The following is a 24,585-nucleotide window of genomic DNA, read 5'->3' as shown; positions in this document are numbered from 1 at the left end:
TCCGCAGGGCGGCGACGGTGCTCAGGCCCGCAACCGGACCAGCAGCGCGGCGAGCAGGTCCAGGTCCGCGGCGAGCAGACTCTCCAGTTGGTGTACGCCGTCGCGGGGGGTGAGCGGCACCTCCGCCGGTACGGCCAGCACCGCCGCGCCGGCGGCGACCGCGCTGGCCACCCCGGTCGCCGAGTCCTCGATCGCCACACATTCGTCGATCGGTACGCCGAGCAGCCGCGCCGCCGTCAGGTAGGGCTCCGGATGCGGCTTGGTGGAGTCCACCTCGTCACCGCACACCACCACGTCGAAGCTGTCCCGGCCGAGGGTGTCCAGCGCGATCTCGACCAGGGCCCGGCCGCTGGAGGTGACCAGCGCGGTCGGGATCCGGGCCTGCCGGACGGCGCCGAGCAGCGCCAACGCGCCGGGACGCCACTGCAGGCCGGTGCGGAACAGCTCCAGGATGCGGGCGTTGATCCACTCGGCGCTCACCTGCGGATCCCGGTGCGGCTGGCCCAGGTCGTCGTGCAAGATCCGCATCGAGTCGGCCATCCCGGTGCCGACGATCGCGCGGCGGGCGGCGACGGAGAGGGTGCCGCCGTAGCTCTCCGCGAGCTCCTGCAGGGCGATGTCCCACAGCCGCTCGCTGTCGACGAGCGTGCCGTCCATGTCGAAGAGCACTGCGGCCGGTCGGGCGCTGCTCACCGGATCCTCCTCGGGTCGGGTACCCGGTCGATCCTTCCAGCCCGCCGCCGCCACCCGGCGCGCGCCGTCCGGCGCGGTGACCTTCGTCAACCGAGGTCGCAGGCGGCCAGGGAACGTTCGTAACCACGGAAGAACATCACGGAACGCTGCTCCGGGGTGCCGTGCGAGCCCTCGGCGAACCACGGCTGACCGGGGTCGTCACCGACGGCCAGCAGACCCTCGTTGAACTCGTCGAGGTCGCCCTCGTCGAGGGTCAGGGTGCCGGCCCGCACCGAGTCGCCGAGGTAGGCCCCGGCCATGCAGTCGGCCTGCAACTCCTGCTGGATGGTGAAGTCGTAGCGGATGCCCAGCCGGGTCTGGATGCCGTGTGCGTACTCGTGACCGAGCAGGTAGAACACGAACGCGTCGCCGATCTGCCGGAACGCCCGGAACGACCAGTTGACGTCGTAGGCGATGTAGTCGCTGACCGTGCAGTAGACCGCGTTGTTGCGGGGCACCTCCTGCCCGCCGCAGGAGATCTCGCCGTCCCGCTCGTACGGGATGATCCGGCGGATCGGCTGGAACGACCGGCCGGAGGCGCGGAAGTAATCGGCCCAGTACCGTTCGGCCAGCCGCGTGGCGTCGGCCATGTCCTGCTCGAACTCCTCCACGGTGTCGGTGCCGTCGGCCCGGGTCACCTCGGCGCTCGGCGAGGCCGGGTCCCGTGGTTCGGTCGGCCCGGTCGGCTCCCCCACCGGCTCCACCATGCACGCGGCCGCCGCCACCAGCGCCACCGCCAGGCCGGCGAGCCTCCCCCGGCGATGCTGCGCCCCACCTACCCGCACCCTGTGCCTCCCGCCTCGACGCCGGACCCAGTACCCCGACGGTAGGACCGTCACGCCCGTCACCGTCTGGTACGCCGTACCGGCCGGTCCGGTTCACCGGCGCCGCCGCATCGTCCACCCCGGACACCTCGGCGCGGTCGCTCGTACTTTGGGCCGATCCGAAGCGGCCGTCCCGTTCCTACGATGGAGGCGTGTCGGGTCTGCTGCGCTCGATCTGGGAGGAGCCCGCCCCGTCCGGCGCACCGCGTCGCGTGTGGCGGGACTGGCTGCTGCTCGCGGTGCTCGCGCCGGCCGCGCTCGTCGAGAGTCTCGTCCGGCCGGATCTGGCCTGGCGACCGCTGTCGGTGGCCGTGGCGGTGGCGCTGACGGCCACGGTGTTGTGGCGCCGGACGCGGCCACTGTCGATGGTCGCGCTCGCCTTCGGCACCTGCGGGCTGGTCCCGCTGCTGACCGACCGGGACGCCCTCCGGCAGGTCGTCCTGGCGTTCGTCCTGCTGCTGGTGTACGCGCTGTTCCGGTGGGGCTCCGGGCGGGCGGCCGTGGTCGGCGGCGCGATCGTGCTCGGCAAGCTGGGCCTGTGGGCCGGCGCCGGTCAGGCCGGTCTCGCGGACACGGTCGCCGCCTTCGTCGTGCTGTTCGCGGTCGCCACGCTGGGCACCAGCGTGCGGTACCGGGCCCGGGCCCGGCAGCGCGAGCTGGACCAGCTCGCGCTGCTCGAACGCGAACGACTCGCCCGCGACCTGCACGACACCGTCGCGCACCACGTGTCGGCGATCGCGATCCGCGCCCAGGCCGGTCTCGCCGTGGCCGCCACCCACCCGCAGACGGCGATCGAGGCGTTGCAGCTCATCGAGGCCGAGGCGTCGCGGGCGCTGGCCGAGATGCGCGGCATCGTGCGGGTGCTGCGGACGGACGAACCCGCCGCGCTGGCACCCACGCCACGCATCGCGGACCTGACCCGCTTCGTGGCCGGCACGCCGGAGGGCCCGGCCGTGGAGGTGCAGATCGTCGGTGACGCGGGCACGCTCGCCCCGTCCGTGGACCGCGCGGTCTACCGACTCGTCCAGGAGTCGGTCACCAACGCGCGTCGGCACGCACGGCACGCGACCCGCATCCGGGTACGAGTCGAGGTGGACGACGCCCTGGTCCGGCTGCGCGTCAGCGACGACGGCGAGAGCCCGGCCGGGCCGGTCCTCGGTTCCGGGTACGGGCTCGCCGGGATGGCCGAACGCGCGGCGCTGCTCGGCGGCAGCTGTGCCGCCGGGCCGGGTCCCGAGCAGGGGTGGATCGTCGACGCCGTCCTGCCCAGGGCCGGGGTCGCCGCGTGACCCGACCGACGACCGGGCGGCCGGACCTGTCCGTCGACGACGGCCACCGGCCGGTCCGGGTGGTCGTCGCCGACGACCAGGAGATCGTCCGGAGCGGACTCACGATGATCCTCAACGCCCAGCCGGGCATCGAGGTCGTCGGTGAGGCCGCCGACGGTCACCACGCGGTCGAGTTGGCCCGACGGCTGCGTCCCGACGTGTGCCTGTTCGACATCCGGATGCCCGGTGTGGACGGTATCGAGGCGACCCGGCGGCTCGCCGGGCCTCGGGTCGCCGAGCCGCTCGCCGTCGTCGTCATCACCACCTTCGACCTCGACGAGTACGTCTACGCCGCGCTGCGCGCCGGAGCCCGGGGCTTCCTGCTCAAGGACGCCGGTTCGGTGCTGCTGACCCAGGCGGTACGCGCCGCGGCCGACGGTGACGCGCTCATCGCGCCCAGCGTCACCACCCGCCTGTTGCACGCCTTCGCCGACGCCGGACCCGCCGCGCCACCCCGGCAGCCCGTCGAGCCGCTCACCGACCGGGAGGAGCAGATCCTCACAGCGGTGGCCCGGGGCCGGACGAACAGCGAGATCGCGGGCGAGTTCCACGTCAGTCTCAGCACGGTGAAGACGCACGTGGCGAGCCTGATGGCCAAGCTCGGCGCGCGGAACCGGGTCGAGATCGCCATCTGGGCGTACGAGACGCACCGGGTACGCGGCCGGTAGCGCTCTCATCCGCGCCGGATCGGCGGGACCGGCGTCGCCTGCGCCGGCCACCTCACGTGCGGACCGGGCGGGGACGGTGGCGGCCTGATCGAGCGCGTCGCAAGCTCACTGTCCGGCCGGGACAGCCGCCACCGCGACACCGACGGCCAGCGCCGCGAGCACGGTCTACTCGATCAGCACGATCTTCCCCGGGGCTGTCGGAGCTGCCTGTTACGGTCGCGCCGCCAACGCGGTCAGGTCGGAGGTTGAGTGTGGTCACAAGGCACATGTCGTCGTTCGCTGCTCTTCCGGTGCTCCCCTTCGATGACCAGCGACTCCACCGTGGGACCGGCCTGCGCGACGAACCGCTCGAAGGTGGCGGCGAACGCCTCGGAGAGCGCGTCTTCGCTGTGGTCGTCGAAGTCAGGATGGCTGACGCTCCACGAGACCGGGCCGGTCACGGTCGGCAGCGGCCCGTCCAGCGGCACCTCGACCACCGGACGGTCGGCGAACTCGGCGATGTGCGATCCGAATGTCATGACTGCTCACTCCCCGATTGCGGTGAAGCGGTAGGTCCGGCCGTTGTCCTCGCCGGCCGCGCGGACCACCGCGCCGGGTAGGCCGCCAGCAGTCCGGTGATGTCGTCGAGATCCCCCACCTCCTGCCGCCAGGCCACCGCCGACGGGTACGTCAACCAGGGCGGCACGTTCATCCCCTGGTCCGGCGGGCAGATCCCGCCGTCGCCCGCGCCCGACGCGTCGATCCCCGGACCGACCTACGGCGCCAACGCGACCATCCGCTTCCCGCGCGGCTTCTCCGGTCGCGTCTACTTCTCCTTCGGCGAGAAGCTGAAGTTCTTCCTCACCCCGACCGGCCTGGTGCAGCCCGCCCCGTGGGCCGTCGGCGACGCCAACCGCAACATCCTGTTCGACTGGAGCGAGTTCACCTACAACGACGCGGGCTGTGGCTCAACAGCTCCCAGGTGGACATGTTCGCGGTGCCGCACGCGGTCACCGTGACCGGCGCCAACGGCGTCACCAAGCGGACCGGCGACATCGTCGCCAACGGCCGCAACGCGATCATCAACGGCATCCGGTCCCAGTCCGGCTGGGCGAACACCGTCCACACCCGCGCCGACGGCACCGTGCTGCGGGTCTTGGCGCCGGGCAAGGCCGCCGGGGCGGGTCTGTTCAGCAGCACCTACCTGGACTCCTACATCGCCTCGGCGTGGAACGCGTACACCAGCCGCACGCTGACCGTGGTGCCCTTCGGCGACCGGCCAGCCGTCCGCTACTTCGGACGTACGTCGGGCCGGGTGATGGCCTTCGCCCACAGCGCCGGACAGGTCGTCGCCTCGTTCAACCGCCCCTCGTCGGCGAGCGTGTGGGGCTGCGACGGCGACCTGCCCGCCCCCAACGACCATGTGGTCGGCCCGATCTCCCGGACGCTGTGCGCCGCGCTGAACCGGGGCACCCTCGGCACCATCCACACCCAACCCAGCACCAACGCCGCCGAGTTCTACCGCAACAACCCGACCAACCAGTACGCCCGGATCATCCACGCCAACATGGGCAAGGCGTACGCCTTCGCCTTCGACGACGTCGGCGCCTTCGAGTCGCTCGTCCACGACGGCGACCCGCGCGCCGCCGGCCTGGTTCTCCGCCCGTTCTGATCCACCCACCTTCACTCAGTCCGCGTCCGGGGCCGGGACCTCGCGCAGGCCGTCACCGTCGAGACACAGCCACCGCTGCACGCCGATGTCGTGCAGGAAGCGCTCGTCGTGGCTGACCACCACGAACGCGCCCCGATAGGCGTTCAGCGCGTTCTCCAACTGGCCCACGCTGACCAGGTCCAGGTTGTTGGTGGGCTCGTCGAGCAGCAGCAGGTGCGGGGCGGGTTGGGCGTAGAGAACGCAGGCGAGGGTGGCCCGCAGCCGTTCACCTCCGGAGAGCACGCCCACCGGCAACTGGGCCCGGGTGCCCCGGAACAGGAAGCGGGCCAGCAGGTTCAACCGTTGCGACTGCGGGCGCTCCGGGGCGTACGCGGCGAGGTTCTCCGCCACCGTCCGGTCGAGGTCGAGCAGGTCCAGCCGCTGCGACAGGTACGCCACCCGGCCGTCGGCCCGACGCACCTGCCCGCCGTCGGACGCGATCTCCCCGGTCAACAGGCGCAGCAGCGTCGACTTGCCGACGCCGTTGGGGCCGGTGAGCGCGAGACGTTCCGGGCCACGGATGGTCAGCTCCAGACCGTCGCCGGGGAAGAGTGGACGGCCGTCGTGCCGTACCTGCATCCGCTGTCCCTCGACGAGCGTCCGGCCGGCGGGCACGTCGGTCTCCGGCAGATCCAGCGTCAGCGCCTGGTCGTCGCGCAGGGCCCGGCTGGCCTCGTCCAGGCGTCCCTGCGCATCGCTGACCCGGCTGGCGTGCGCCTGCTGGGCCCGTCCGGCCGACTCCTGCGCGCTGCGCTTGAGTCCACCGGCGACGATCCGGGCCAGACCGGCGTTGCCGAGGTTGCGGGCGGCATTCCCGGCCCGGCGCTCGGCCCGTTCCCGGGCCTGCTGCATCTCCCGCTTCTCCCGCTTGACCTCCAACTCGGCGCTGCGCACGGTGCGCTCGGCCAACTCCCGGGCGGCCCGGGCGGCCTCCTGATAGGCGGTGAAGTTCCCCCCGAACAACCGGAGCTGTCCGCCGTCGAGTTCGGCGATGCGGTCCATCCGGTCCAGCAGCATCCGGTCATGGCTGACCAGCAGCAGGCAGCCGGACCAGTTCTCCAGCACCGAGTAGAGCCGGTGCCGGGCGTTGACGTCGAGGTTGTTGGTGGGTTCGTCGAGCAGCAGCACGTCGGGGCGGCGCAACAGTTGGGCGGCCAGGCCGAGGGAGACGACCTGCCCGCCGCTGAGCGTGTGCAGCGGCCGGTCGAGCGCCACCTCGTCCAGACCGAGCCGGGCGAGTTCGACGCGGCTGCGTTCCTCGACGTCCCAGTCGTCGCCGACGACGGTGAAGTTCTCCTCGCTGGCGTCGCCGGCCTCGATCGCCCGCAGCGCCGCGATCGCCGGGGCGACGCCCAGCACCTCGGCGACGGTCAGCTCACCGGCGAGCGGCAGGTCCTGCGGCAGGTAGCCGAGCACCCCCTCGACCGTCACCCCGCCCCCGGCGGGGGCCAGTTCCCTCGCGATCAGGCGCAGCAGGGTCGACTTGCCGGCACCGTTCGGCGCGACCAGGCCGGTGCGGCCGGGCGGCACGGTGAACGACAGGTCCCGGAACACGGGGGTGTCGTCGGGCCAGGAGAAGGAGAGGTTGGTGCAGACGACGCAGACGTCGGACATGGCAGTGAGACCTCGGGAGGAAGGCCGGGACGCGACCGGCGCCCCGGTCGGACAGACAGGGCGGTGACATGACAGGCCGCCCCGGCAGTGGCCGGTCGGCGGCGGGGCCGCTCACCCCGAGATGTCGTCGTCCCCCGACAGCATGTCGCGCTCCTCGTGCCAGATCGCGCGGCTGACCCGCGCGCCGCCAGCCTAACAACTCCGGTGCGTCGCCGCGCACGTCAATTCCGCAGACGCCGTCCGTCAGCGGCGGGAGCCCGGCAGGGCGTCGCGACAGTGTGCGACCAACCGGTCGAGGGCGGGACCCGGCGTCGCGGACCAGGCCAGGGCCAGTCGGGCCGGTTCGTCGACGTCGTCGATCCGCAGGGCGGTCAGGCGACTCTCGTAGTGCCCGGTCATCGACTCGCTGAGGACCGCGACGCCCAGCCCACGGGCGGCCAGGTCGGCGATGGCGTCCGCGGCGCTGGCCTGGACGGCGATGGTCGGCCGGACGCCGTGGCGGAGGCAGGCGCGGTCGAGGACGGTCCGGATGCCGGTGCCTTCCGGCATGCAGACGAGCCGGTACGCGGCCAGGTCGGCGAGCGCCACCGCCGTCCGGTTCGCGAGCGGATGCTCCGGTGGCACCAGGGCGACGAGACGCTCGCTGACGACGGTGACGGTGTTCAGGCCGGGCGCGGTGGCGTCGGCGGTGCCGACGAGGGCGAGATCGACGGCGCCGGAGCGGACGGCGTCGAGGAGCCGGACCGAGGTCTCCTCGACCAGGGTGATCTCCACTGCGGGATGCGCCCGGTGGAACGCGGCCAACGCCTCGAAGAACGGCGTGACGGTGCAGCCGGTGACCATGCCGACGGTGAGGCTGCCCCGGACGAGTCCGGTCACGTCGTCGACGGCCTGCCGCACCGCGTCGGCGCAGGCGAGGGCCGCCCGCGCGTGGGCGAGTGCGGCCCGGCCGGCGTCGGTGAGGGTCGCGGTCCGGGTGGACCTGTCGAACAGGGTCGCGCCGAGTTCGCGTTCGAGCCCCCGGATCTGCGCGCTGACGCCCGACTGGCTGATCCGCACCCGTTCGGCGGCACGGGTGAAGTTGGCCTCCTCGGCGACCGCGACGAAGTACTCCAACTGCCTCAACTCCATGACCGGGAATTCTAGATACCAGAAGAACTATCTGTTGGATTGCTGGACGTCGGGCGCGCCGCCATCCAGGCCCTGTGGGAGAAGGTGCTGGCGAACCGGCCCCGCTTCGAGCCGGAGGAGCCGCTGCCGACTCTCCGGTCCGGCGATCTCGCCCTCACCTCCACCCCGCCGAGGGACGGCGCGGGTGCCCGCGCCCAGGTGGTCCGACGGCAGCCCGACGGTTCCTGGCTGCGCGTACTCGACCAACCGGAGTTCGTCACGCCGACGGCCGAGTGACCACGCCGTTCAGTCCGGTCGGCCGACGCGGGGCGGTGGGGCGTTGAGGTGGCTGGTGAGCACCACCAGCAGCTCGAAGCGGGTCGCCGGGTCGTCCAGGTCGGCGCCGTAGAGCTCGCGCAGGCGCTTGAGCCGGTAGCTGACCGTCTGCGGGTGGACGAAAAGTTCGGCTGCGACCTCGGCGCGCGAGCCCCAGTGCCGCAGCCAGGAGTGCAGGGTGACCAGCAGGTTGTCCCGCTGGGCCGGGCGCAGGTGAGCCAGCGGCGCCAGCCGGCGGGCGGTGAGCACCGCCAGGGCGCCCGGTTCGCCGCGCAGGGTCAGCGGGATCAGGTGGTCGTCGGCGAAGACCGGGCCGGGGTCGGGGCCGACCAGCCCGGCGGCCAGTTCGGCGAGGCGTACGGCGGCCGGCACCTGGGGCCAGTCCAGCTCGGGGCCGACCACGGCCCGCCGACCGGCCAGCGCCTCGGCCAGCGGGGCGCGGGCCGCCCGGGGACCGGCCCGCAGCAGCAGCACCGCGTCCCGGCCGCGCTCGATGACCAGGCCGTCGACGCCGTAGCGGAACCGGGCGTCGCGGGCCTGGTCGGGCGGCAGGAGCACCGGCACCACGGTGTCCAGGTCCGGCCAGCCGATCCGGGCGGCGGCCGCCACCACCGCGCCGGGCATCCCGTCGCCGCGCAGCAGCAGGTCGGCGAGCTGCCGGCGGCGGTCACCCTCACCGGCCTGCTCGCGCACCTGGAGGGCGTACCCGTCGGTGCTCGCCGCGGCCAGTTCGGCGACGTACGCGCTGACCGCGTCGGAGAGGTCGATGAGTTCCTCGGTGTCGACCGGGCGGAGCCGGGCCAGCGACCGCGAGGCGGTACGCAGCAGCAGGCGGGCGGCCATCCGCAGGGCGGCGAGCAGGGCCTCCGGTCCCCGGTCCTCGCGGGCCTCGGCGGCACCGAGGGCGACGAAGACCTCCCGGATCCGGGGCGGCAACGCGGGCTCGTCGGTGCCGACCAGTTCGAGGAACCGGTCGAGGGCGACCTGGACGGCGGTGTGCACGTCGCGGACGAACTTGGTGTCGTCGGCGATGCCGGCGAAGGCGGGCGTGGCCTCGGTGACCGCGCCCGCCACGGCGGCCACCGTCGACGGCAGGTGCGGACGCATGGCCGCGGCCAGGTCGGCGGGGAGACGCTGCCAGGGGGTGGCGGAGACGGGGGCGCTCACCGGCCGATTCTGTCACGCCGGGATAAATGAGCCGCCGATTCTCGCTGCCCACGGGACGGTGTTTCGATCCGTCCGCCCGGCGAGGATGGAGCCCGCCGACGAGCCGACCGAGGAGCGCACCGTGCAGCACCGACTCTCCCGCCAGCACGTGGTCGACATGTGCCGGACGATGCTCGCCCGGGGCTACCTCAAGGCCACCGAGGGCAACGTCTCGGTACGGGTGCCCGGCCACCGGCTGTACGCGGTGACCCCGAGCAACTACGACTACGACCGGATGCGGGTCGAGGACATCTGCCTGGTCGACTTCGACGGCAAGCACGTGCCCGACGGCTCCGGTGCCGACCTCAAGCCGTCGATCGAGTGCGGAATGCACGCCAACATCTATCGGGAACGCCCGGACGTCAACGCGATCGTGCACACCCACCAGCCGTACGCGTCGGCGCTGGCCTTCCTGCGCAAGCCGATCCCGGCGCTCACCGACGAGCAGGTGCGCTTCCTCGGCCGGGAGGTGGCGATCATCGACTACGCCCCGTCCGGTACCGGGTTCCTGGCCCGTAACGTGCAGAAGAAGGTGGCCAGCGGCGACAACGCCTTCATCATCGCCAACCACGGGGTGGTGGCCGTGGGCACCGACCCGGACCGGGCGGTGTTCAACATGGCATTGCTGGAAAAGGTCTCCATCGCGTACCTGCTGGCGCTGACCAGCGAGGCGGGCAGGGTCTACACCATCCCGACCGCGATCCGCGAGATCGCCTTCGGCAAGCTGCGCGCCGACGAGAAGCGGATCGCCGCGCAGATCACCGAGGCGGTCGAGCCGCTGCGGGTACCCGCCGACGAGGACCTGCCCAGCGCCGACGCGACCGCCGCCACCCCAGGGACCGCCGCCGACGTCGAGACCGTCGACGAGGGCGCGGCGCCGGGGGCGGAGTCCGCCCGGCTCGGGTACGCCATCAGCGAGTATCCCGACGTCGACGACGTGATGCGCCGGCTCAAGGCGCTGACCGCCCAGCCGCTGCGCGGGCTGCGCCACGACGCGATGCGCGACGTGCTGAACTACTTCGAGACCAAGTGCCGGGCCAGCAAGGAGATCACCGACCGCGCCAAGCGGCGCATCCCGGGCGGGGTGCAGCACAATCTGGCCTTCAACTACCCGTTCCCGCTGGCGATCTCCAAGGCCGACGGGGCGTACCTGGTCGACCGGGACGGCAACACCTACATCGACTTCCTCCAGGCCGGCGGGCCGACGATCCTGGGCAGCAACTACGGCCCGGTCAACGAGCGGGTGGCCGAGGTGGTGCGGGCCTCCGGGCCGGTCACCGGCCTGTTCCACGAGTACGAACTCAAGCTCGCCGAGATCATCCACCGGTTCATGCCGCACGTGGAGATGTACCGCTCCCTCGGGTCCGGCACGGAGGCGGTGATGGCGGCCGTTCGGGGCGCCCGCGCGTTCACCGGCAAGAAGATGGTGATCAAGGTCGGCGGCGCGTACCACGGCTGGTCCGACACGATGGTGTACGGGCTGCGGGTGCCCGGCACGTACCGGATGAACGCCAAGGGCATCCCGTTCGGGGCGACCAGCCGGACCCGGGAGGCGTTCCCGCACGACCTCGGGCAGCTCAAGCGCAAGCTGGTGGAGAACCGGCTACGCGGCGGCACGGCGGCGGTGGTGGTGGAACCGGTCGGCCCGGAGTCCGGCACCCGGCCGGCGCCCCGCGACTTCAACGCCGGGGTCCGCAAGCTGTGCGACGAGTTCGGCGCGCTGCTCGTCTTCGACGAGGTGGTCACCGGCTTCCGCCTCGGGTTGGGCGGCGCGGCCGGCTACTTCGGCGTCACCCCGGACCTGACCGTGCTGGGCAAGGCGGTCTCCGGCGGGTACCCGATGGCCGGCGGGGTCGGCGGGCGCTCCGACGTGATGGCGGTCTTCGGCTCCGGGCTGGACGGCAAGAGCGGCGCGCACATCCAGGTCGGCGGGACACTGTCGGCCAACCCGCTGTCCTGCGCGGCCGGGTACTTCGCCATCGAGGAGATGGCCCGCACCAACGCGCCGGTGATCGCCGGGCGCGCCGGTGACCGGCTCGCCCGGGGCCTGCAACGGCTGATCGACACGTACGGCCTGCCGTACGTCGCGTACAACCAGGGGTCGATCGTGCACCTGGAGTGCAGCGGCGTGATGCTGCTGGACATGCGCAACCCGGTGAAGCTGCTGCGCGAGAACAAGGCCCGCAAGCGACTGATGGAGCAGATGGGCGCCGCGTACACCGCGCACGGCATCATCACGCTGGCCGGCTCCCGGATGTACACCTCGATGGCCGACACCGACGAGGTGATCGACGACGCGCTCGCCCGGTTCGACCGGGTCTTCGCGCAGGTCGAGGGAGTCTGAGGCGGGTGGCGGCCAGCGCACCGCAGATACTGGCGATCGACCTCGGCACGTCGGGGATGAAGGCGGCCCTGGTCGCCGCCGACGGCACGGTGACCGGCTGGGCCGAGCGGCCGGTGCCGCTGCGGGTGCTGCCCGGCGGCGGCGCCGAGCAGGACCCGGTGGCGTGGTGGACGGCGCTCGGGGAGGTCGCCGCCGAGTTGGGCCGGGCGCATCCGGAGCAGATGCGGGCGGTCCGCGCGGTGTGCGCGTCCACGCAGGGCGAGGGGACCATCGCGGTGGACGCCGCCGGGGAGCCGCTGACCCCGTGCATCAGTTGGCTCGACATGCGCGGCGCACCCCACCTGCGTCGACAGTTCGGCGGCTTCCCGGCGTACCAGGGGATGTCGGTGCGCCGCATCGCGCGGTGGCTGCGGCTCACCGGCGGGATGCCCTCGCCCACCGGCAAGGACCCGGCCGCGCACATGCTGCTGGTCCGCGACGAGATGCCGCAGGTGTACGCGCGGACCACGTCGTTCCTCAACGTCCTCGACTGGATCAACCTGAAGCTGACCGGACGGACGGTGGCCACCGTCGACTCGATCCTGACCTCCTGGGTCACCGACAACCGGCGGCCCGGCGACATCCGCTACTCCCCCGCCCTGGTCGCCGACTGCGGCATCGACGCCGACAAGCTGCCCCCGATCGTGGCCTGCACCGACGTGATCGGCACACTGACCCCGGCCGCCGCCGCGCACCTCGGCTTGCCGCAGTCGGTCGAGGTGGTGGCCGGCGCGATCGACAACACCGCGGCGGCGATCGGCGCGGGCACCACCGGCGACAACGAACCCCACCTGTACCTGGGCACCTCGTCGTGGATCGCGGCGCACGTGCCGGGCAAGAAGACCGACGTGGCGGCGGGCATCGCGTCGGTGCCCTGCGCCATCGGCGACCGCTACCTGATGACCGCCCTCCAGGCCACCGCCGGGGCCAACCTGACCTGGCTCCGGGACAAGGTCGTGGAGTACGACGACCCGCTGCTCGCCGCCGGGCACGTCAGCCGGGACGAGGGCAGCATCTTCGACGCGTTCGACGCGATCATCCCGACCGTGCCGCCGGGCGCCAACGGCGTGCTCTACACCCCCTGGCTGTACGGCGAACGCGCCCCCGTCGACGACCCGAACCTGCGCGCCGCCTTCCTCAACATCTCGCTCGACACCAACCGCTCCGACCTGCTGCGGGCGGTCTTCGAGGGAGTCGCCTTCAACACCCGCTGGCTGGCCGGGGCGGTGGACCGGTTCCTCGGTGCCCGGGTCACCTCGATGGCGATCACCGGCGGCGGCGCCTTGTCGGACTCCTGGTGCCAGATCTTCGCCGACGTGCTCGACGTGGAGATCCGGCGCGACGCCCAGCCGCTGGCGGTCAACGCCCGGGGCGCGGGCTGGATCGGCGCGGTCGGCACCGGCCAGCTCACCTTCGCCGACATACCCGACCTGATGCGGACCGACCGGGTCTTCGCCCCGGACCCGGCGCTTCGGGCCACCTACGACGAGATCTTCGCCGCCTACCGGGACCTGCACAAACGGCTGGCACCGGTCTACCGGCGCCTGAACCGCCCGGACCGGCTGCACTGACCTCGCTTCGCAGGATCGTGGCACTCTAGCTGTCCGACACGCCGTGCCCGCGCCAGCCACAGTGCCACGATCCGGGCTCTCGGTCGCAGCTTTGCGGTATGTCCGACGGCGTCGGGCGGACTCGGCGAGACTGGCGCCATGGTCGACCTCAGGCGGTACGTGGCCGAGTTCATCGGCACACTCCTGCTGGTGTTCATCGGTGTGGGCAGCGCCGTCGCCGCCCGCACCGAGGGCGGTGTGGTGGTGGTCTCGCTGGCGTTCGGGTTCGTCGTGCTCGCGCTGGTCTACACGATCGGTCAGCTCTCCGGTAGTCACGTGAACCCTGCGGTGACCCTCGCCGTGCTGCTCACCGGCAACATCTCACTGATCGGGGCGGTGGCGTACTGGGTCGCGCAGTTCGCCGGAGCCACCGTGGCCGCGTTCCTGCTCTGGGTGCTGGTGCGGTGGGGCGGCGTGACCGACCAGACCGGTGTGCTGGGCACCACCGGCTACGGCACCCACATCAACGCCGGTGGCGCGATGCTGCTGGAGACCCTCCTGACGTTCCTGTTGGTCCTGGTCGTGCTGGTGGTGAGCAAGCGCAGCACCGACCTGTCCGGCTTCGCCGGCCTGGCGATCGGGTTGACGCTCGGCGCGACGGTGCTGGTCGGTCTCGCGCTGACCGGGGCGGCCGTGAATCCGGCGCGGGCCTTCGGGCCGGCGATCTTCGAAGGTGGGCTCGCTCTCCGTCAGCTCTGGGTGTTCATCGTCTTCCCGCTGCTCGGCGGGGTCCTGGCCGCGCTGGTCGCGCCGCTGGTCGAGCACGGCTCCGGCGTCACCCGGGTCGGTACGCCCCGACCGGCGGGGCGCTGACCCCGCCTGAACGGTCAGCGCTCATCGGCGCGCGGACCGGCACGCAGTCGACGTAGCAGCACCGCCAGTCCTCCCCGCTGTCCCGTCCACGATCCCGGGGCAGCCGTACGAGCCCGCCGGCCTCCCGCGACACATCCACCCCGATCCCACCCACGACGCCCCTGATCGTGGGTGGGACCGGGGTGCGCGGCTATGAGGTGACCCGGAAGGTGGCGTCGTTGCGCGCCTGGGTGTCGCCGACCGGGTCGAGCCGTAGCTGGTAGTCGTAGTGCCGGATGTACCGGTCGGGGTAGTTGTAGGACTGGAACGAACTCCAGGCTGCGTTGCCCAGCCCGGCGACCTGCCGGAAGGTGGCGTCGGCGGCGAAGACCGCGCTGCCGTCGTTGGCCGCCAGCACGAAGTCGAAGTCGTAGTGCCGCAGGTAGTACCCGGGATGGTTGACGGACTCGAAGGAGACGTGTCCGGACGCCGTCGCCAGTCCAGGCACCACCCGGAACTGGGCGTCCTGGGCCGGGTTGACGTTCGGGTCGATGCGGACGTCGTAGTTGACGTGCCGCACGTACCGGTCCTGGTGGGTGTACGCCTGGATCCGGTTGACCGGCGTGGTGGCGCCCCAGCGGGCGAGCACCCGGCTCTCCTCGGCCGCGGTCAGGTTGAGGATCGAGCCGTGCCGCTTGCGGGTGCCGCCCATGGCGTGGTCGGTGCGGGTCCGGAAGTTGGTGACACTGCCCAGGTTCGTCGAGGTGATCGGCAGGTACCCGCGCCCGGTGGCGTACTGGTCCAGCCAGAGCGCCCACTCGTTGCGACCGTTGAACTGGGCCCACATCGGCCCCTCCACCACGTTGCCGCCGCCGGTGCCGTTGGAGATGCCGAGGTGCGACAGGTTCCCGAGGGTGGTCCACGATCCGAGGATCGAGTTGCTGGCCTCGATGGTGATGTGCCCGTCGGCGGAGGCCCGGTAGTAGCGGTAGCCGCCGACACTGTTCGGCACCTCGACGATCTGCGTGTCGATCAGCCCCTGGGTGCCGGGGCGTTCGATGTAGAGCTGGGGTGCGGTGAAGCTGCGGAAGTCGGTGGTCCGCACGTACCAGATGCGGTGCTTGGTGACGCCGTTGCGCGCGGAGTTGGTGGCCCAGTAGACGACGTAGTCGCCGGTGGCCTGGTTGTAGATCGCCTCGGGCGCCCAGGCGTTGCCGGCGCCGGGAATCGCTCCGGCGACGTTGATCAGCCACGGGGCGGACCAGTTCACCAGGTCGCGTGACTCCCACACCACCAGGTTGGTGCTACCCCGGTTGGCCGCATCGTTCCACGAGGTGCCGCTGGCGATACGCAGGTCGGTGGCGACGATCCAGTAGCGGTCACCGGCCGGCGAGCGGACCAGGGCGGGATCCCGTACGCCCCTCGTGCCGATGGTGGAGAGCAGGACGGGCGCGCCGTTGTTCAGGTCGCGCCAGGTCAGCCCGTCGCGGCTGTGGGCGAGGTAGATCTGTTCGCCGTTCGCCGACTCCCCGATGAAGTGCGCCATCAGGTATCCGGTGAACGGGTCGAGTGCGGCGGCGTCGGCGCGCGGCGCGGGCGCGGCGGACACCATCAGCAGGAAGGCGGTGAGCAGGGCGCTCACCCGGGCCAGGACTCTCGGCATCGGCGACTCTCCTCGGACGCACCGGATCAGAACCACTGTTAGCGTTAACAAGCCCTCGAAACCGATCGGCGAGAATCACTGTTTCGGGCTTGTTTCGAAGTCTCGACGCCCCTTCGCCGGCTGTCAAGACGGGTGTCGATCCCTCGATCGGCTCGGTCCCTCGCGATGGTGTGAACGTACGCCACGACGGGCGCTCCCACGTCCGACGGTCCACGCGAGATCAGACCGCGTCGGTCCGCCACACGACCGGGGATCTCGAACCGGCCCGGAAGGTCTTGGCACACTGCCGGCATGTCGCAGCCGAACCCGCAGGAGCAACCCGACGACCGCGTCCGCCCGAACGAGACCACCGTGCCCCTGCTGCCCTGCACCTCGGCGGAGGAGATGCTCGCCTTCTGGCGGGCACTCGGCTTCACCGTGACCTACGAGCAGCGCAAGCCGTACGTCTATCTGGCCTTCCGGTGGAGCGGCTTCGAGCTGCACTACGGCCCGGCACCGCGCGGCCTCGACCCGGCGGCCGAGAACACCGGCAGTTGTCTGGTGTTGGTCGACTCGGTCGCGCCCTACCACGCGACGTTCAGCGAGGCGATGCGTCGCACCTACGGCAAGGTGCTCTCCCGAGGGCTGCCCCGGATCACCCGCTACCGGCCCGGCGCGTCGCGGTTCAGCATCGTCGACCCGTCCGGCAACACGGTCATTTTCATCCGACGCGACGAGCCGGCGGACCTCGACTACGGCGGTGCGAAGGAGCTGACCGGACTGGCCCGGGTGCTGGACAACGCGCGGATCCTGCGCGACTTCAAGCGCGACGACCGGGCGGCGCTCCGGGCGCTCAACTCGGGAATGCGCCGGCACGGCGAGGCCGCGCCACCGGTGGCGCAGGCGGTGGCGCTGGCCTGCCTGATCGAGCTGTCGGACGCGCTGGACGAGCCGGAGCGGGTAACCGAGTGGGGCGAGCGGCTGCGGTCCCTCCGTCTGACCCCGGCGGAACAGGACCGGGTCCGGCAGGCCGTCGCGGCACCGGACAGCCTCGACCCCTGGCTGTCCGAGCCGCGCTGAGCCCTGGGTGTTAGTCCTTGTCGCTCCGCTACGCGAAGCGGCCCTAATCGGGAGGAAGTGGGTCTACTTCCGAGTTAGGAGGGGTCCCCTGCTATACACCAGGCGTTAGCAGGGGACCCCTCCTTACACCGAAGCCCTGCCCCGACGACGCTTGCGCCGCACGAGACGCTAGAGCCGCTCGGGGGCGTCGATGCCGAGCAGCCCCAGTCCGGTACGCAGGGTGTCGCCGGTGAGCCGGCACAGCGCCAACCGGGTGCCCCGGTACGGCGGCTCGGCCCGCAGCACCGGACACCGCTCGTAGAACGTGGTGAAGCTCTGCGCCAGCCGGTGCAGGTGACCGCAGAGCCGGTGCGGCTCGTACCCGGCCACGACCTCGTCCAGCACGTCGGCGAAACCGTCGAGGTCGAGGATCAGCGCCCGGTCCGCCGGAGCCAGCACGATGCCCGGGTCGACGGTCTCGTCGGCGCCGTCGGCCCGGGCCAGGATGGACCGCACCCGGGCGTGCGCGTACTGGAGGTAGACCCCGGTGTTGCCGGTCAGCGCCAGCATCCGGTGCGGGTCGTAGGTGTAGTCGCGGGTCCGGCTGGTGGCCAGGTCCGCGTACTTGACCGCGCCGATGCCGACCTGCCGGGCCCGCTCGTCACGCGCCGCGCCGGTCAGGCCGGGGTTCTTGGCGGCGACCACCTCGCGGGCCCGGTCCACCGCCTCGGTGAGCAGGTCGACCAGGCGGACGGTGTCACCGGCCCGGGTCTTGAACGGCCGCCCGTCGGCGCCGAGGACGGTGCCGAACGCGACGTGCGCGGCGGGCACGGTCGGTGGCAGCCACCCGGCCCGGCGCGCGGTGTCGAACACCATCCGGAAGTGCAGCGACTGCCGGGCGTCGACCACGTACAGCAGCCGGTCGGCGTGCAGATCGGTGACCCGCTGCCGCAGCGCGGCGAGGTCGGTGGCGGCGTACCCGAACCCGCCGTCGCGCTTGCGCACGATCAGCGGCGTCGGTTCGCCGTCCGGCCCGCGCACGTCGTCGAAGAAGACGCAGAGCGCGCCGTCGCTGGTCACCGCCACCGCCTGGTCGGCGAGGTCGGCGGCGACCCCGGGCAGCGCGGCGTTGTAGGCGCTCTCCCCCACCGCGTCGGCGCCGGTCAACCGCACGCCGAGCAGGTCGTAGACCTCGGTGAAGTAGCGGGTCGACTCGGCCACGATCCGCCGCCAGGCGGCCGTCGTCTCCGGATCGCCGCCCTGCAGGGCCACCACCCGCCGCCGGGAGCGCTCGGCGAACGCCGGGTCGGCGTCGAACGCCGCCCGCGCCTGGCGGTAGAGCAGGGCCAGCCCGCGCATCGTGGCCGCCTCGGTGACCGGTGCGGGATGCTCGACCCGGTACTGGATGAGCATCCCGAACTGCATGCCCCAGTCGCCGACGTGGTTGCGCCGCACCACCGTCCCGCCCAGGTGCTCCAGGATCCGCACGAGCGCGTCACCGATGATCGTGGAGCGTAGGTGGCCGACGTGCATCTCCTTGGCGATGTTCGGCTGCGAGTAGTCGACCACGGTGGTGACGCCCGCCTCGGGAGTGCCGACGCCGAGCCGGGGATCGGCGAGTCGGCCGGCGACCTGGGCCAGCAACGCCGTGTCGGTCAGGCCGAGGTTGACGAATCCCGGCCCGGCGACCTCGGCGGCGGCCACCAGACCTCCGGCCGGCAGGGCCGCGACGATCTCCGCCGCCACGTCCCGGGGGTTGCGCCTCAGCGTCCGCGCCGCCGCCAGCGCCCCATCGGCCTGGAAGTCGGCGCGCCCCGATCGGCGGACCAGCGGGACGAATCCCGGCAGCGCGGCGGCAGCGGTGGTGACGGCGGCGGACAACGACGAGGCCAGCGAGGGCACGGTCACGGGGACTCCCGGTGGGGATGGGCAGGATCGTCACGAGACACGTCGGCCGCACGCGCAGGGCGGGCACGACGAGAGGAACGCGCGAAGAAGCGGACGACTATCGTCGTCGCAGGCGCGAGCGGCGGACGGTGACCAGCACCATGTCCATCACCGCCTCGCGCGAGGGCCGCGATCCGCGGCCAGATGCCGGCCAGTGTACGCGGCGACGGTCACCTCCGCGCCGACCACCCACGCGCGATCCGTCAACCGAGGATGTCCGGGACCGCCACGACCTCGTCGTCCAGGCGTAGCCACCAGCCACGGTCGAGATGGTGGTCGAGGATCTCGGCGCTGGTCAGGCCGCGCGGCAGCCGTGGCGTCAGCAGCTCCCCGTCGGCCAGCCGCAACACCCGGGTACGTCCGTTCCACAGGCGACGGAAGACCGGCGCCAGCAGCGCGTACCCACCGCAGCCGGTGAACCGGCCCCGGATCGCCCACTTGCCGCTGACCTGCTTCCACCCGGAGTCCTGGTATGTCCACTCGGCCACCGCGCCGTCGGCGTCCAGCGTCACGCAGCTGAAGTAGTCGGCCCCGGAGCCCACGTTGTTCCGGATCCGTGAGCCCTCCGAGCACACGTACCGCACACCCGCACGGAGCAGCGTCGCGGTCAGCGACACGTGCGGGTCGTGCTCCGGGATGCCCGCGAGGTCGACCGGGAAGTCGTCGGGGGCGAGCTGCCACGGCTCGGCCTCCCAGTGCACCGCGCCCGCCGGGAGGTCGACGCGCAGGGGTGCCGCGTACCGCAGATCGCCCATCAGGTTGCCGTGCGAGAGCACGAGGTGCCAGACCGGGCTGTCGGAGACGGCCGATCCGCCGTGCATCAGGGGCAGCGGACGGACGGTGGCGATCCGGTCGAGACCGGTCACCCGCAGCGGCACCGGTGCGGCGTCCGGCCCGGCGACGAAGACGGCACGGTCGACACCGGCCAGCACCACGACCCCGCCGTCCGGATGCGCCACCACGGTCGGGTTGGCGAACCGCTGCGCCTCGGACAGTTCGACGTCCAGGTCGACCACCCGTACGCCGACTGCCACGGCGTGGTCGTCGGCGGGGCCACCTCGGAGGCGCCCTCGGCGACCAGCCGTTCCGTGGTGGCCTGGGCGTCGTCGACCTCGAACGCGACCCGGATGCGCGGCGCGACCTGTCGGCCCACCTCGACGTCGTCGATCATCCGCTTCTGTGCCGGGTTGGCGATCTCCAGCGTGGCCCGGCCGGCGTCCAGGATCACCACCTCGGCGCCGTCGCCGCCGGAGTACGCCGCCTGCTCGGGCAGGCCCAGCACGTCGCGGTAGAAGCGCACCGCCGCCTCGTAGTCGTCGGCCTCGACCACCAACCGCAACTGCCGCACCGGCGGCACCCGCCCCTCGGAGGAACCCACAGCCGTCATCGTCCTTCCCGGCCGGGGACACCGGCCACGATGGTGATCCAATCATGAGGGTGCGACGACGGTCGTCCGCAGGCTGATGGAGCACGGCCCGGCTCCCACCTTCCGCACCGGGCGAGCGGGCCCCGGTCGACGAGTCGACCGGGGCCCGCTGCTCATGTGAGGTCCGGTGGTCCTGGGCATCTCCGCCGCGACGTGACACCATTCGGCGGGTGACCAGCAGCCCCGCCGAAGCGGCCCACCTGCGCGATCTCGCGCGACTGCGCCGCGTCCGGGACCGGATCGACCGCGAGTACGCCCAGCCACTCGACGTCGAGGCGCTCGCCCGTGGGGTGAACATGTCCGCCGGGCACCTCAGTCGGCAGTTCCGGCTCGCCTACGGCGAGTCACCGTACGGCTATCTGATGACCCGGCGCATCGAGCGCGCCATGGCGTTGCTGCGGCGCGGCGACCTGAGCGTCACCGATGTCTGCTTCGCGGTCGGCTGCGCCTCGTTGGGCACGTTCAGCAGCCGCTTCACCGAGCTGGTCGGTATGCCGCCGAGTGTCTACCGACGCGAGGCGACCGAGGCGACGGCGGGCCTCCCGGCCTGCCTGTCGAAGCAGGTCACCAGACCGATCAGGAATCGAGAAGCACAGGTCAGGCAGCCGCAACTAACGTGACCGGCATGGACATCACCATTCATGCGAGCTTCCTCCCGCAGACCGACCCGGACGCCGCGTTGCGCTTCTATCGGGACACGCTCGGCTTCGAGGTCCGCAACGACGTCGGGTACGGCGGGATGCGCTGGATCACGGTCGGTCCACCCGACCAGCCCGGCACCTCCATCGTCCTGCACCCGCCGCACGCCGACCCGGGCGTCACCGAGGACGAGCGCCGCACCATCGCCGAGATGATGGCGAAGGGCACGTACGCCGGCATCGTGCTGGCGACCCGGGACGTCGACGCCACCTTCGAGCAGTTGCAGGCCGGCGACACCGACATCGTCCAGGAGCCGACCGACCAGCCGTACGGGGTACGCGACTGCGCGGTCCGCGACCCTGCCGGCAACCTGATCCGCATCCAGCAGGTCGCCTGAACCGCTGTCCGGCCGGGTGCGGGATGCGGGTAAGACAGAGGGAGACACGATGAGCACGGTCCTGAAGAGCCGCTCGCAGGCGGGCGCGGCGCACGTCGCCGACAGCCACGACCTGATCCGCGTGCACGGCGCACGCGAGAACAACCTCGCGGACGTCAGCATCGAGATCCCCAAACGCAGGCTGACGGTGTTCACCGGGGTCTCCGGGTCGGGCAAGAGCTCGCTGGTGTTCGACACCATCGCGGCCGAGTCACGGCGGCTGATCAACGAGACCTACAGCACCTTCGTGCAGGGCTTCATGCCGACGCTGGCGCGGCCCGAGGTGGACGTCCTCGACGGGCTGACCACCGCGATCATCATCGACCAGCAGCGGATGGGCGCCGACCCCCGGTCCACGGTCGGCACCGCCACCGACGCCAACGCCATGCTGCGCATCCTGTTCAGCCGGCTCGGGAAGCCGCACATCGGCTCGCCCAACGCGTTCTCCTTCAACGTCGCCTCGGTCAAGGCCAGTGGCACGATCACCGTGGAGCGTGGGGCCGGCAAGTCGACGCGGCAGACGTTCACCCGTACCGGTGGCATGTGTCCGCGCTGCGAGGGTCGGGGTTCGGTCTCCGACATCGACCTGAGCCAGCTCTACGACGACTCCAAGTCGATCGCCGAGGGGGCCTTCACCATCCCCGGCTGGAAGTCGGACAGCTGGTGGACGGTGCGGACGTACGCCGAGTCGGGCTTCCTCGACCCGCACAAGCCGATCCGGAAGTTCACCAAGAAGGAGATGCAGGACTTCCTCTACCGGGAGCCGACCAAGGTGAAGGTTGAGGGGGTCAACCTCACCTACGAGGGGTTGATCCCCAAGGTGCAGCGGTCGTTCCTGGCCAAGGACAAGGAGTCGCTCCAGCCGCACATCCGGGCCTTCGTGGAACGGGCGGTCACGTTCACCACCTGCCCGGACTGCGGCGGCACCCGGCTCAGCGAGGCCGCCCGATCCTCGAAGATCAACGGTGTCACCATCGCGGACGCCTGCGCGATGCAGATCAGCGACCTGGCGAAGTGGGTGCACGGCCTGGCCGAGCCGTCGGTGGCCCCGCTGCTGGCCGCGCTGGGACACACCCTGGACTCGTTCGTGGAGATCGGGCTGGGCTATCTCTCTCTCGACCGGCCGGCGGGCACGCTCTCCGGCGGCGAGGCGCAGCGCACCAAGATGATCCGTCACCTGGGTTCCTCGCTCACCGACGCCACGTACGTCTTCGACGAGCCCACCACCGGGCTGCACCCGCACGACATCGCCCGGATGAACGACCTGCTCCTGCGACTACGGGACAAGGGCAACACGGTGCTCGTGGTGGAGCACGAGCCGGACACCATCGCGATCGCCGACCACGTCGTCGACCTCGGTCCCGGCGCGGGCGCCGCCGGTGGCACCGTCTGCTTCCAGGGCACCGTCGACGGGCTGCGGGCCAGCGGCACCGTCACCGGGCGTCACCTGGACGACCGGGTCGCCCTGAAGAAGTCGGTCCGCAAGCCCACCGGCACACTGGAGATCCGGGGCGCGACCACGCACAACCTGCGGGGCGTCGACGTCGACATCCCGCTCGGCGTGCTGGTCGCGGTGACCGGGGTCGCTGGCTCCGGCAAGAGTTCGCTGGTACACGGGTCGATCCCGCCCGGGGCGGACGTGGTGTCGGTGGACCAGACCCCGATCCGGGGATCGCGCCGCAGCAACCCGGCCACCTACACCGGCCTGCTCGAACCGATTCGCAAGGCGTTCGCCAAGGCGAACGGGGTGAAGCCGGCCCTGTTCAGCCCGAACTCCGAGGGCGCCTGCCCCGCCTGCAACGGTGCGGGAGTGCTCTACACCGACCTGGGGATCATGGCCGGGGTGGCCACCACCTGCGAGGAGTGCGAGGGCCGGCGGTTCGACGCCTCGGTGCTGGAGTACCACCTGGGCGGTCGTGACATCAGCGAGGTGCTCGCGATGCCGGTGAGCGAGGCCCGGGAGTTCTTCGGCGCCGGTGCGGCGCGTGCGCCGGCCGCGCACACCATCCTCGGGCGGCTGATGGACGTCGGTCTCGGCTACCTCAGCCTCGGCCAGCCGCTCACCACGCTCTCCGGTGGCGAGCGGCAGCGGCTCAAGCTCGCCACCCACATGGGCGACAAGGGCGGCGTCTGGGTCCTCGACGAGCCGACCACCGGCCTGCACCTCGCCGACGTGACGCACCTGCTCGGCCTGCTCGACCGGCTCGTGGACGCCGGTAGGTCGGTCATCGTGGTGGAGCACCACCAGGCGGTCATGGCGCACGCCGACTGGATCATCGACCTCGGTCCGGGCGCCGGCCACGACGGCGGCCGGATCGTCTTCGAGGGCACCCCGGCCGACCTGGTCGCCGCCCGCTCCACACTCACCGGAGAGCACCTGGCGGCCTACGTCGGCCGCTGACCGGCCAGGCTCAGCGCCGGCCCGCACCGGAGGTCGGGTAGGTAGCCGTCAGGATCCGGGCGGCGGGAGCGGCAGCTCGACGGGGGACGCCTCGCCGACCCGCGCGGCGGAGTGCGCCGGCGGCGGCATGTCGGTGCGCGGCAGCCGACTGTGCAGACGTCCGCCGGCCGGGTCCGTCCGCCCGGACACCTCGCAGGTGACCATCAGGATCGGCGGCGGCGGTGCGGCGAACCGGCCGGCGCCCCACCGCACCCACAGCGGTACGCGCCCGGCGTCGGCCTCGGCGAGCAGCTTGTCCCAGGTACGCCGCCGGGTGCCATGGTCGACCTCGACGACGACCGGCGGTCCGTCCGGGCGGGCACACGCCACGTCGAGGACCGACTGCCGATCCGACATCGGCGGCGGCAACGGCACCACGCTGGGCGCGCGCCGGTAGACCCGCCAGCCCTGCTCCCCCGCCCAGTGCACGACCTCGTCGATCAGCCGGGCGGTGACCTGGTCAACGGTCAGGTCGGTGAAGGTGACCGCGTCGAGCCGGACCGCCAACGACGCCGCCAACCGTTCCGCGTCGACAGCCACCGCCGCAGGGTAGCCGCCCCGACCGACGCGCCGCACCGGCGGCCCGGTGCCCGACCGGACTGTCAGCACACCGGCGGCCCGGTGCCCGAACGGCGACCGGCCCGGCGTCACCGATCCGACGGACCGCCGCGCCGGCCCTGAAGGAATGCGATGACGACCCAGA

General features: G+C 72.1%; 19 protein-coding genes and 2 pseudogenes. 11 read left to right on the top strand and 10 right to left on the bottom strand.

Features of this window, described 5'->3' with window-relative positions; translation table 11 throughout:
* Positions 1–21: 21 nt before the first annotated feature.
* Together ID554_RS27390 and ID554_RS27385 are read right to left on the bottom strand one after the other, a co-directional pair.
* Complete coding sequence (locus tag ID554_RS27390) at positions 22–669, bottom strand: HAD family hydrolase (protein ID WP_117227900.1); 648 nt, start codon at positions 667–669, stop codon at positions 22–24.
* A 110-nt stretch (positions 670–779) separates the two neighbouring features.
* The gene (locus ID554_RS27385; RefSeq protein ID WP_117227860.1) at positions 780–1,517 is read right to left on the bottom strand and encodes a neutral zinc metallopeptidase; all 738 of its coding nucleotides are present in this window, start codon (positions 1,515–1,517) and stop codon (positions 780–782) included.
* A gap of 191 nt (positions 1,518–1,708) precedes the next feature.
* Between ID554_RS27385 and ID554_RS27380 the strand changes: the two genes are divergently transcribed.
* Entirely contained in the window at positions 1,709–2,845 is a 1,137-nt protein-coding gene (locus ID554_RS27380; RefSeq protein WP_117227861.1) for a sensor histidine kinase, read from the top strand.
* On the top strand, positions 2,842–3,552 hold the full coding sequence (locus ID554_RS27375; RefSeq protein ID WP_223884286.1) for a response regulator: 711 nt from the start codon (positions 2,842–2,844) through the stop codon (positions 3,550–3,552). The genes ID554_RS27380 and ID554_RS27375 overlap by 4 nt, the downstream gene beginning before the upstream one ends.
* Positions 3,553–3,785: 233 nt before the next feature.
* Here ID554_RS27375 and ID554_RS27370 read toward each other — a convergent pair whose 3' ends face one another.
* Entirely contained in the window at positions 3,786–4,070 is a 285-nt protein-coding gene (locus ID554_RS27370; protein ID WP_117227862.1) for a hypothetical protein, read from the bottom strand.
* 144 nt (positions 4,071–4,214) lie between these two features.
* On the opposite strand from ID554_RS27370, the pseudogene ID554_RS27365 reads away from it, so the two are divergent.
* Positions 4,215–5,203, top strand: a pseudogene (locus ID554_RS27365) (beta-1,3-glucanase family protein); the annotation flags it as partial.
* Between the two features lie 15 nt (positions 5,204–5,218).
* Here the strand turns inward: ID554_RS27365 and abc-f are convergent.
* Complete coding sequence (gene abc-f / locus ID554_RS27360; RefSeq protein WP_117227863.1) at positions 5,219–6,856, bottom strand: ribosomal protection-like ABC-F family protein; 1,638 nt, start codon at positions 6,854–6,856, stop codon at positions 5,219–5,221.
* Between the two features lie 243 nt (positions 6,857–7,099).
* The gene (locus ID554_RS27355; protein WP_117227864.1) at positions 7,100–7,987 is read right to left on the bottom strand and encodes a LysR family transcriptional regulator; all 888 of its coding nucleotides are present in this window, start codon (positions 7,985–7,987) and stop codon (positions 7,100–7,102) included.
* Positions 7,988–8,035: 48 nt separating this feature from the next.
* Between ID554_RS27355 and ID554_RS27350 the strand changes: the two are divergent.
* Positions 8,036–8,263 (top strand): annotated as a pseudogene (locus ID554_RS27350) (DUF4440 domain-containing protein); the annotation flags it as partial.
* A 9-nt stretch (positions 8,264–8,272) separates the two neighbouring features.
* On the opposite strand, the gene ID554_RS27345 reads toward ID554_RS27350, so the two are convergent.
* Positions 8,273–9,469, bottom strand: coding sequence for a PucR family transcriptional regulator (locus tag ID554_RS27345; RefSeq protein WP_223884285.1), 1,197 nt, complete (start codon positions 9,467–9,469; stop codon positions 8,273–8,275).
* A gap of 121 nt (positions 9,470–9,590) precedes the next feature.
* On the opposite strand from ID554_RS27345, the gene ID554_RS27340 reads away from it, so the two are divergent.
* The 3 genes from ID554_RS27340 (at position 9,591) to ID554_RS27330 (ending at position 14,314) form a co-directional block, all read left to right on the top strand.
* Positions 9,591–11,852 carry an aminotransferase class III-fold pyridoxal phosphate-dependent enzyme gene (locus tag ID554_RS27340; RefSeq protein WP_117227903.1) on the top strand — a complete coding sequence of 754 codons (2,262 nt, stop codon included), beginning with the start codon at positions 9,591–9,593 and terminating at the stop codon, positions 11,850–11,852.
* A gap of 5 nt (positions 11,853–11,857) precedes the next feature.
* Positions 11,858–13,462: a xylulokinase gene (locus ID554_RS27335; RefSeq protein WP_117227866.1), complete on the top strand. Its 1,605-nt coding sequence runs from the start codon at positions 11,858–11,860 to the stop codon at positions 13,460–13,462.
* A 138-nt stretch (positions 13,463–13,600) separates the two neighbouring features.
* Complete coding sequence (locus tag ID554_RS27330; RefSeq protein ID WP_117227867.1) at positions 13,601–14,314, top strand: MIP/aquaporin family protein; 714 nt, start codon at positions 13,601–13,603, stop codon at positions 14,312–14,314.
* 190 nt (positions 14,315–14,504) lie between these two features.
* Here the strand turns inward: ID554_RS27330 and ID554_RS27325 are convergent, their stop codons facing one another.
* Positions 14,505–15,956: a glycoside hydrolase family 43 protein gene (locus ID554_RS27325; RefSeq protein WP_117227868.1), complete on the bottom strand. Its 1,452-nt coding sequence runs from the start codon at positions 15,954–15,956 to the stop codon at positions 14,505–14,507.
* 291 nt (positions 15,957–16,247) lie between these two features.
* Between ID554_RS27325 and ID554_RS27320 the strand changes: the two genes are divergently transcribed.
* A complete protein-coding gene (locus ID554_RS27320; protein ID WP_117227869.1) occupies positions 16,248–17,015 on the top strand; it encodes a VOC family protein in 768 nt (255 codons plus the stop codon).
* A 168-nt stretch (positions 17,016–17,183) separates the two neighbouring features.
* Here the strand turns inward: ID554_RS27320 and argS are convergent, their stop codons facing one another.
* Both argS and ID554_RS27310 read right to left on the bottom strand, forming a co-directional pair.
* On the bottom strand, positions 17,184–18,902 hold the full coding sequence (argS, locus tag ID554_RS27315) for an arginine--tRNA ligase (protein WP_117227870.1): 1,719 nt from the start codon (positions 18,900–18,902) through the stop codon (positions 17,184–17,186).
* 901 nt (positions 18,903–19,803) lie between these two features.
* Positions 19,804–20,319: a VOC family protein gene (locus ID554_RS27310; protein ID WP_223884284.1), complete on the bottom strand. Its 516-nt coding sequence runs from the start codon at positions 20,317–20,319 to the stop codon at positions 19,804–19,806.
* A gap of 218 nt (positions 20,320–20,537) precedes the next feature.
* On the opposite strand from ID554_RS27310, the gene ID554_RS27305 reads away from it, so the two are divergent.
* The 3 genes from ID554_RS27305 to ID554_RS27295 are packed head-to-tail and all read left to right on the top strand — an operon-like array spanning position 20,538 to position 23,843.
* The gene (locus ID554_RS27305; RefSeq protein WP_117227873.1) at positions 20,538–20,987 is read left to right on the top strand and encodes a helix-turn-helix transcriptional regulator; all 450 of its coding nucleotides are present in this window, start codon (positions 20,538–20,540) and stop codon (positions 20,985–20,987) included.
* A 5-nt stretch (positions 20,988–20,992) separates the two neighbouring features.
* Positions 20,993–21,403 carry a VOC family protein gene (locus ID554_RS27300; protein ID WP_117227904.1) on the top strand — a complete coding sequence of 137 codons (411 nt, stop codon included), beginning with the start codon at positions 20,993–20,995 and terminating at the stop codon, positions 21,401–21,403.
* A gap of 49 nt (positions 21,404–21,452) precedes the next feature.
* Complete coding sequence (locus ID554_RS27295; protein ID WP_117227874.1) at positions 21,453–23,843, top strand: excinuclease ABC subunit UvrA; 2,391 nt, start codon at positions 21,453–21,455, stop codon at positions 23,841–23,843.
* A gap of 48 nt (positions 23,844–23,891) precedes the next feature.
* Here ID554_RS27295 and ID554_RS27290 read toward each other — a convergent pair whose 3' ends face one another.
* A complete protein-coding gene (locus tag ID554_RS27290; RefSeq protein ID WP_117227905.1) occupies positions 23,892–24,422 on the bottom strand; it encodes a hypothetical protein in 531 nt (176 codons plus the stop codon).
* Positions 24,423–24,585: the final 163 nt, after the last annotated feature.

This window comes from Micromonospora craniellae (assembly GCF_014764405.1).
Taxonomy (GTDB): domain Bacteria; phylum Actinomycetota; class Actinomycetes; order Mycobacteriales; family Micromonosporaceae; genus Micromonospora; species Micromonospora craniellae.
This window is presented reverse-complemented; position numbering and strand designations above follow the sequence as displayed.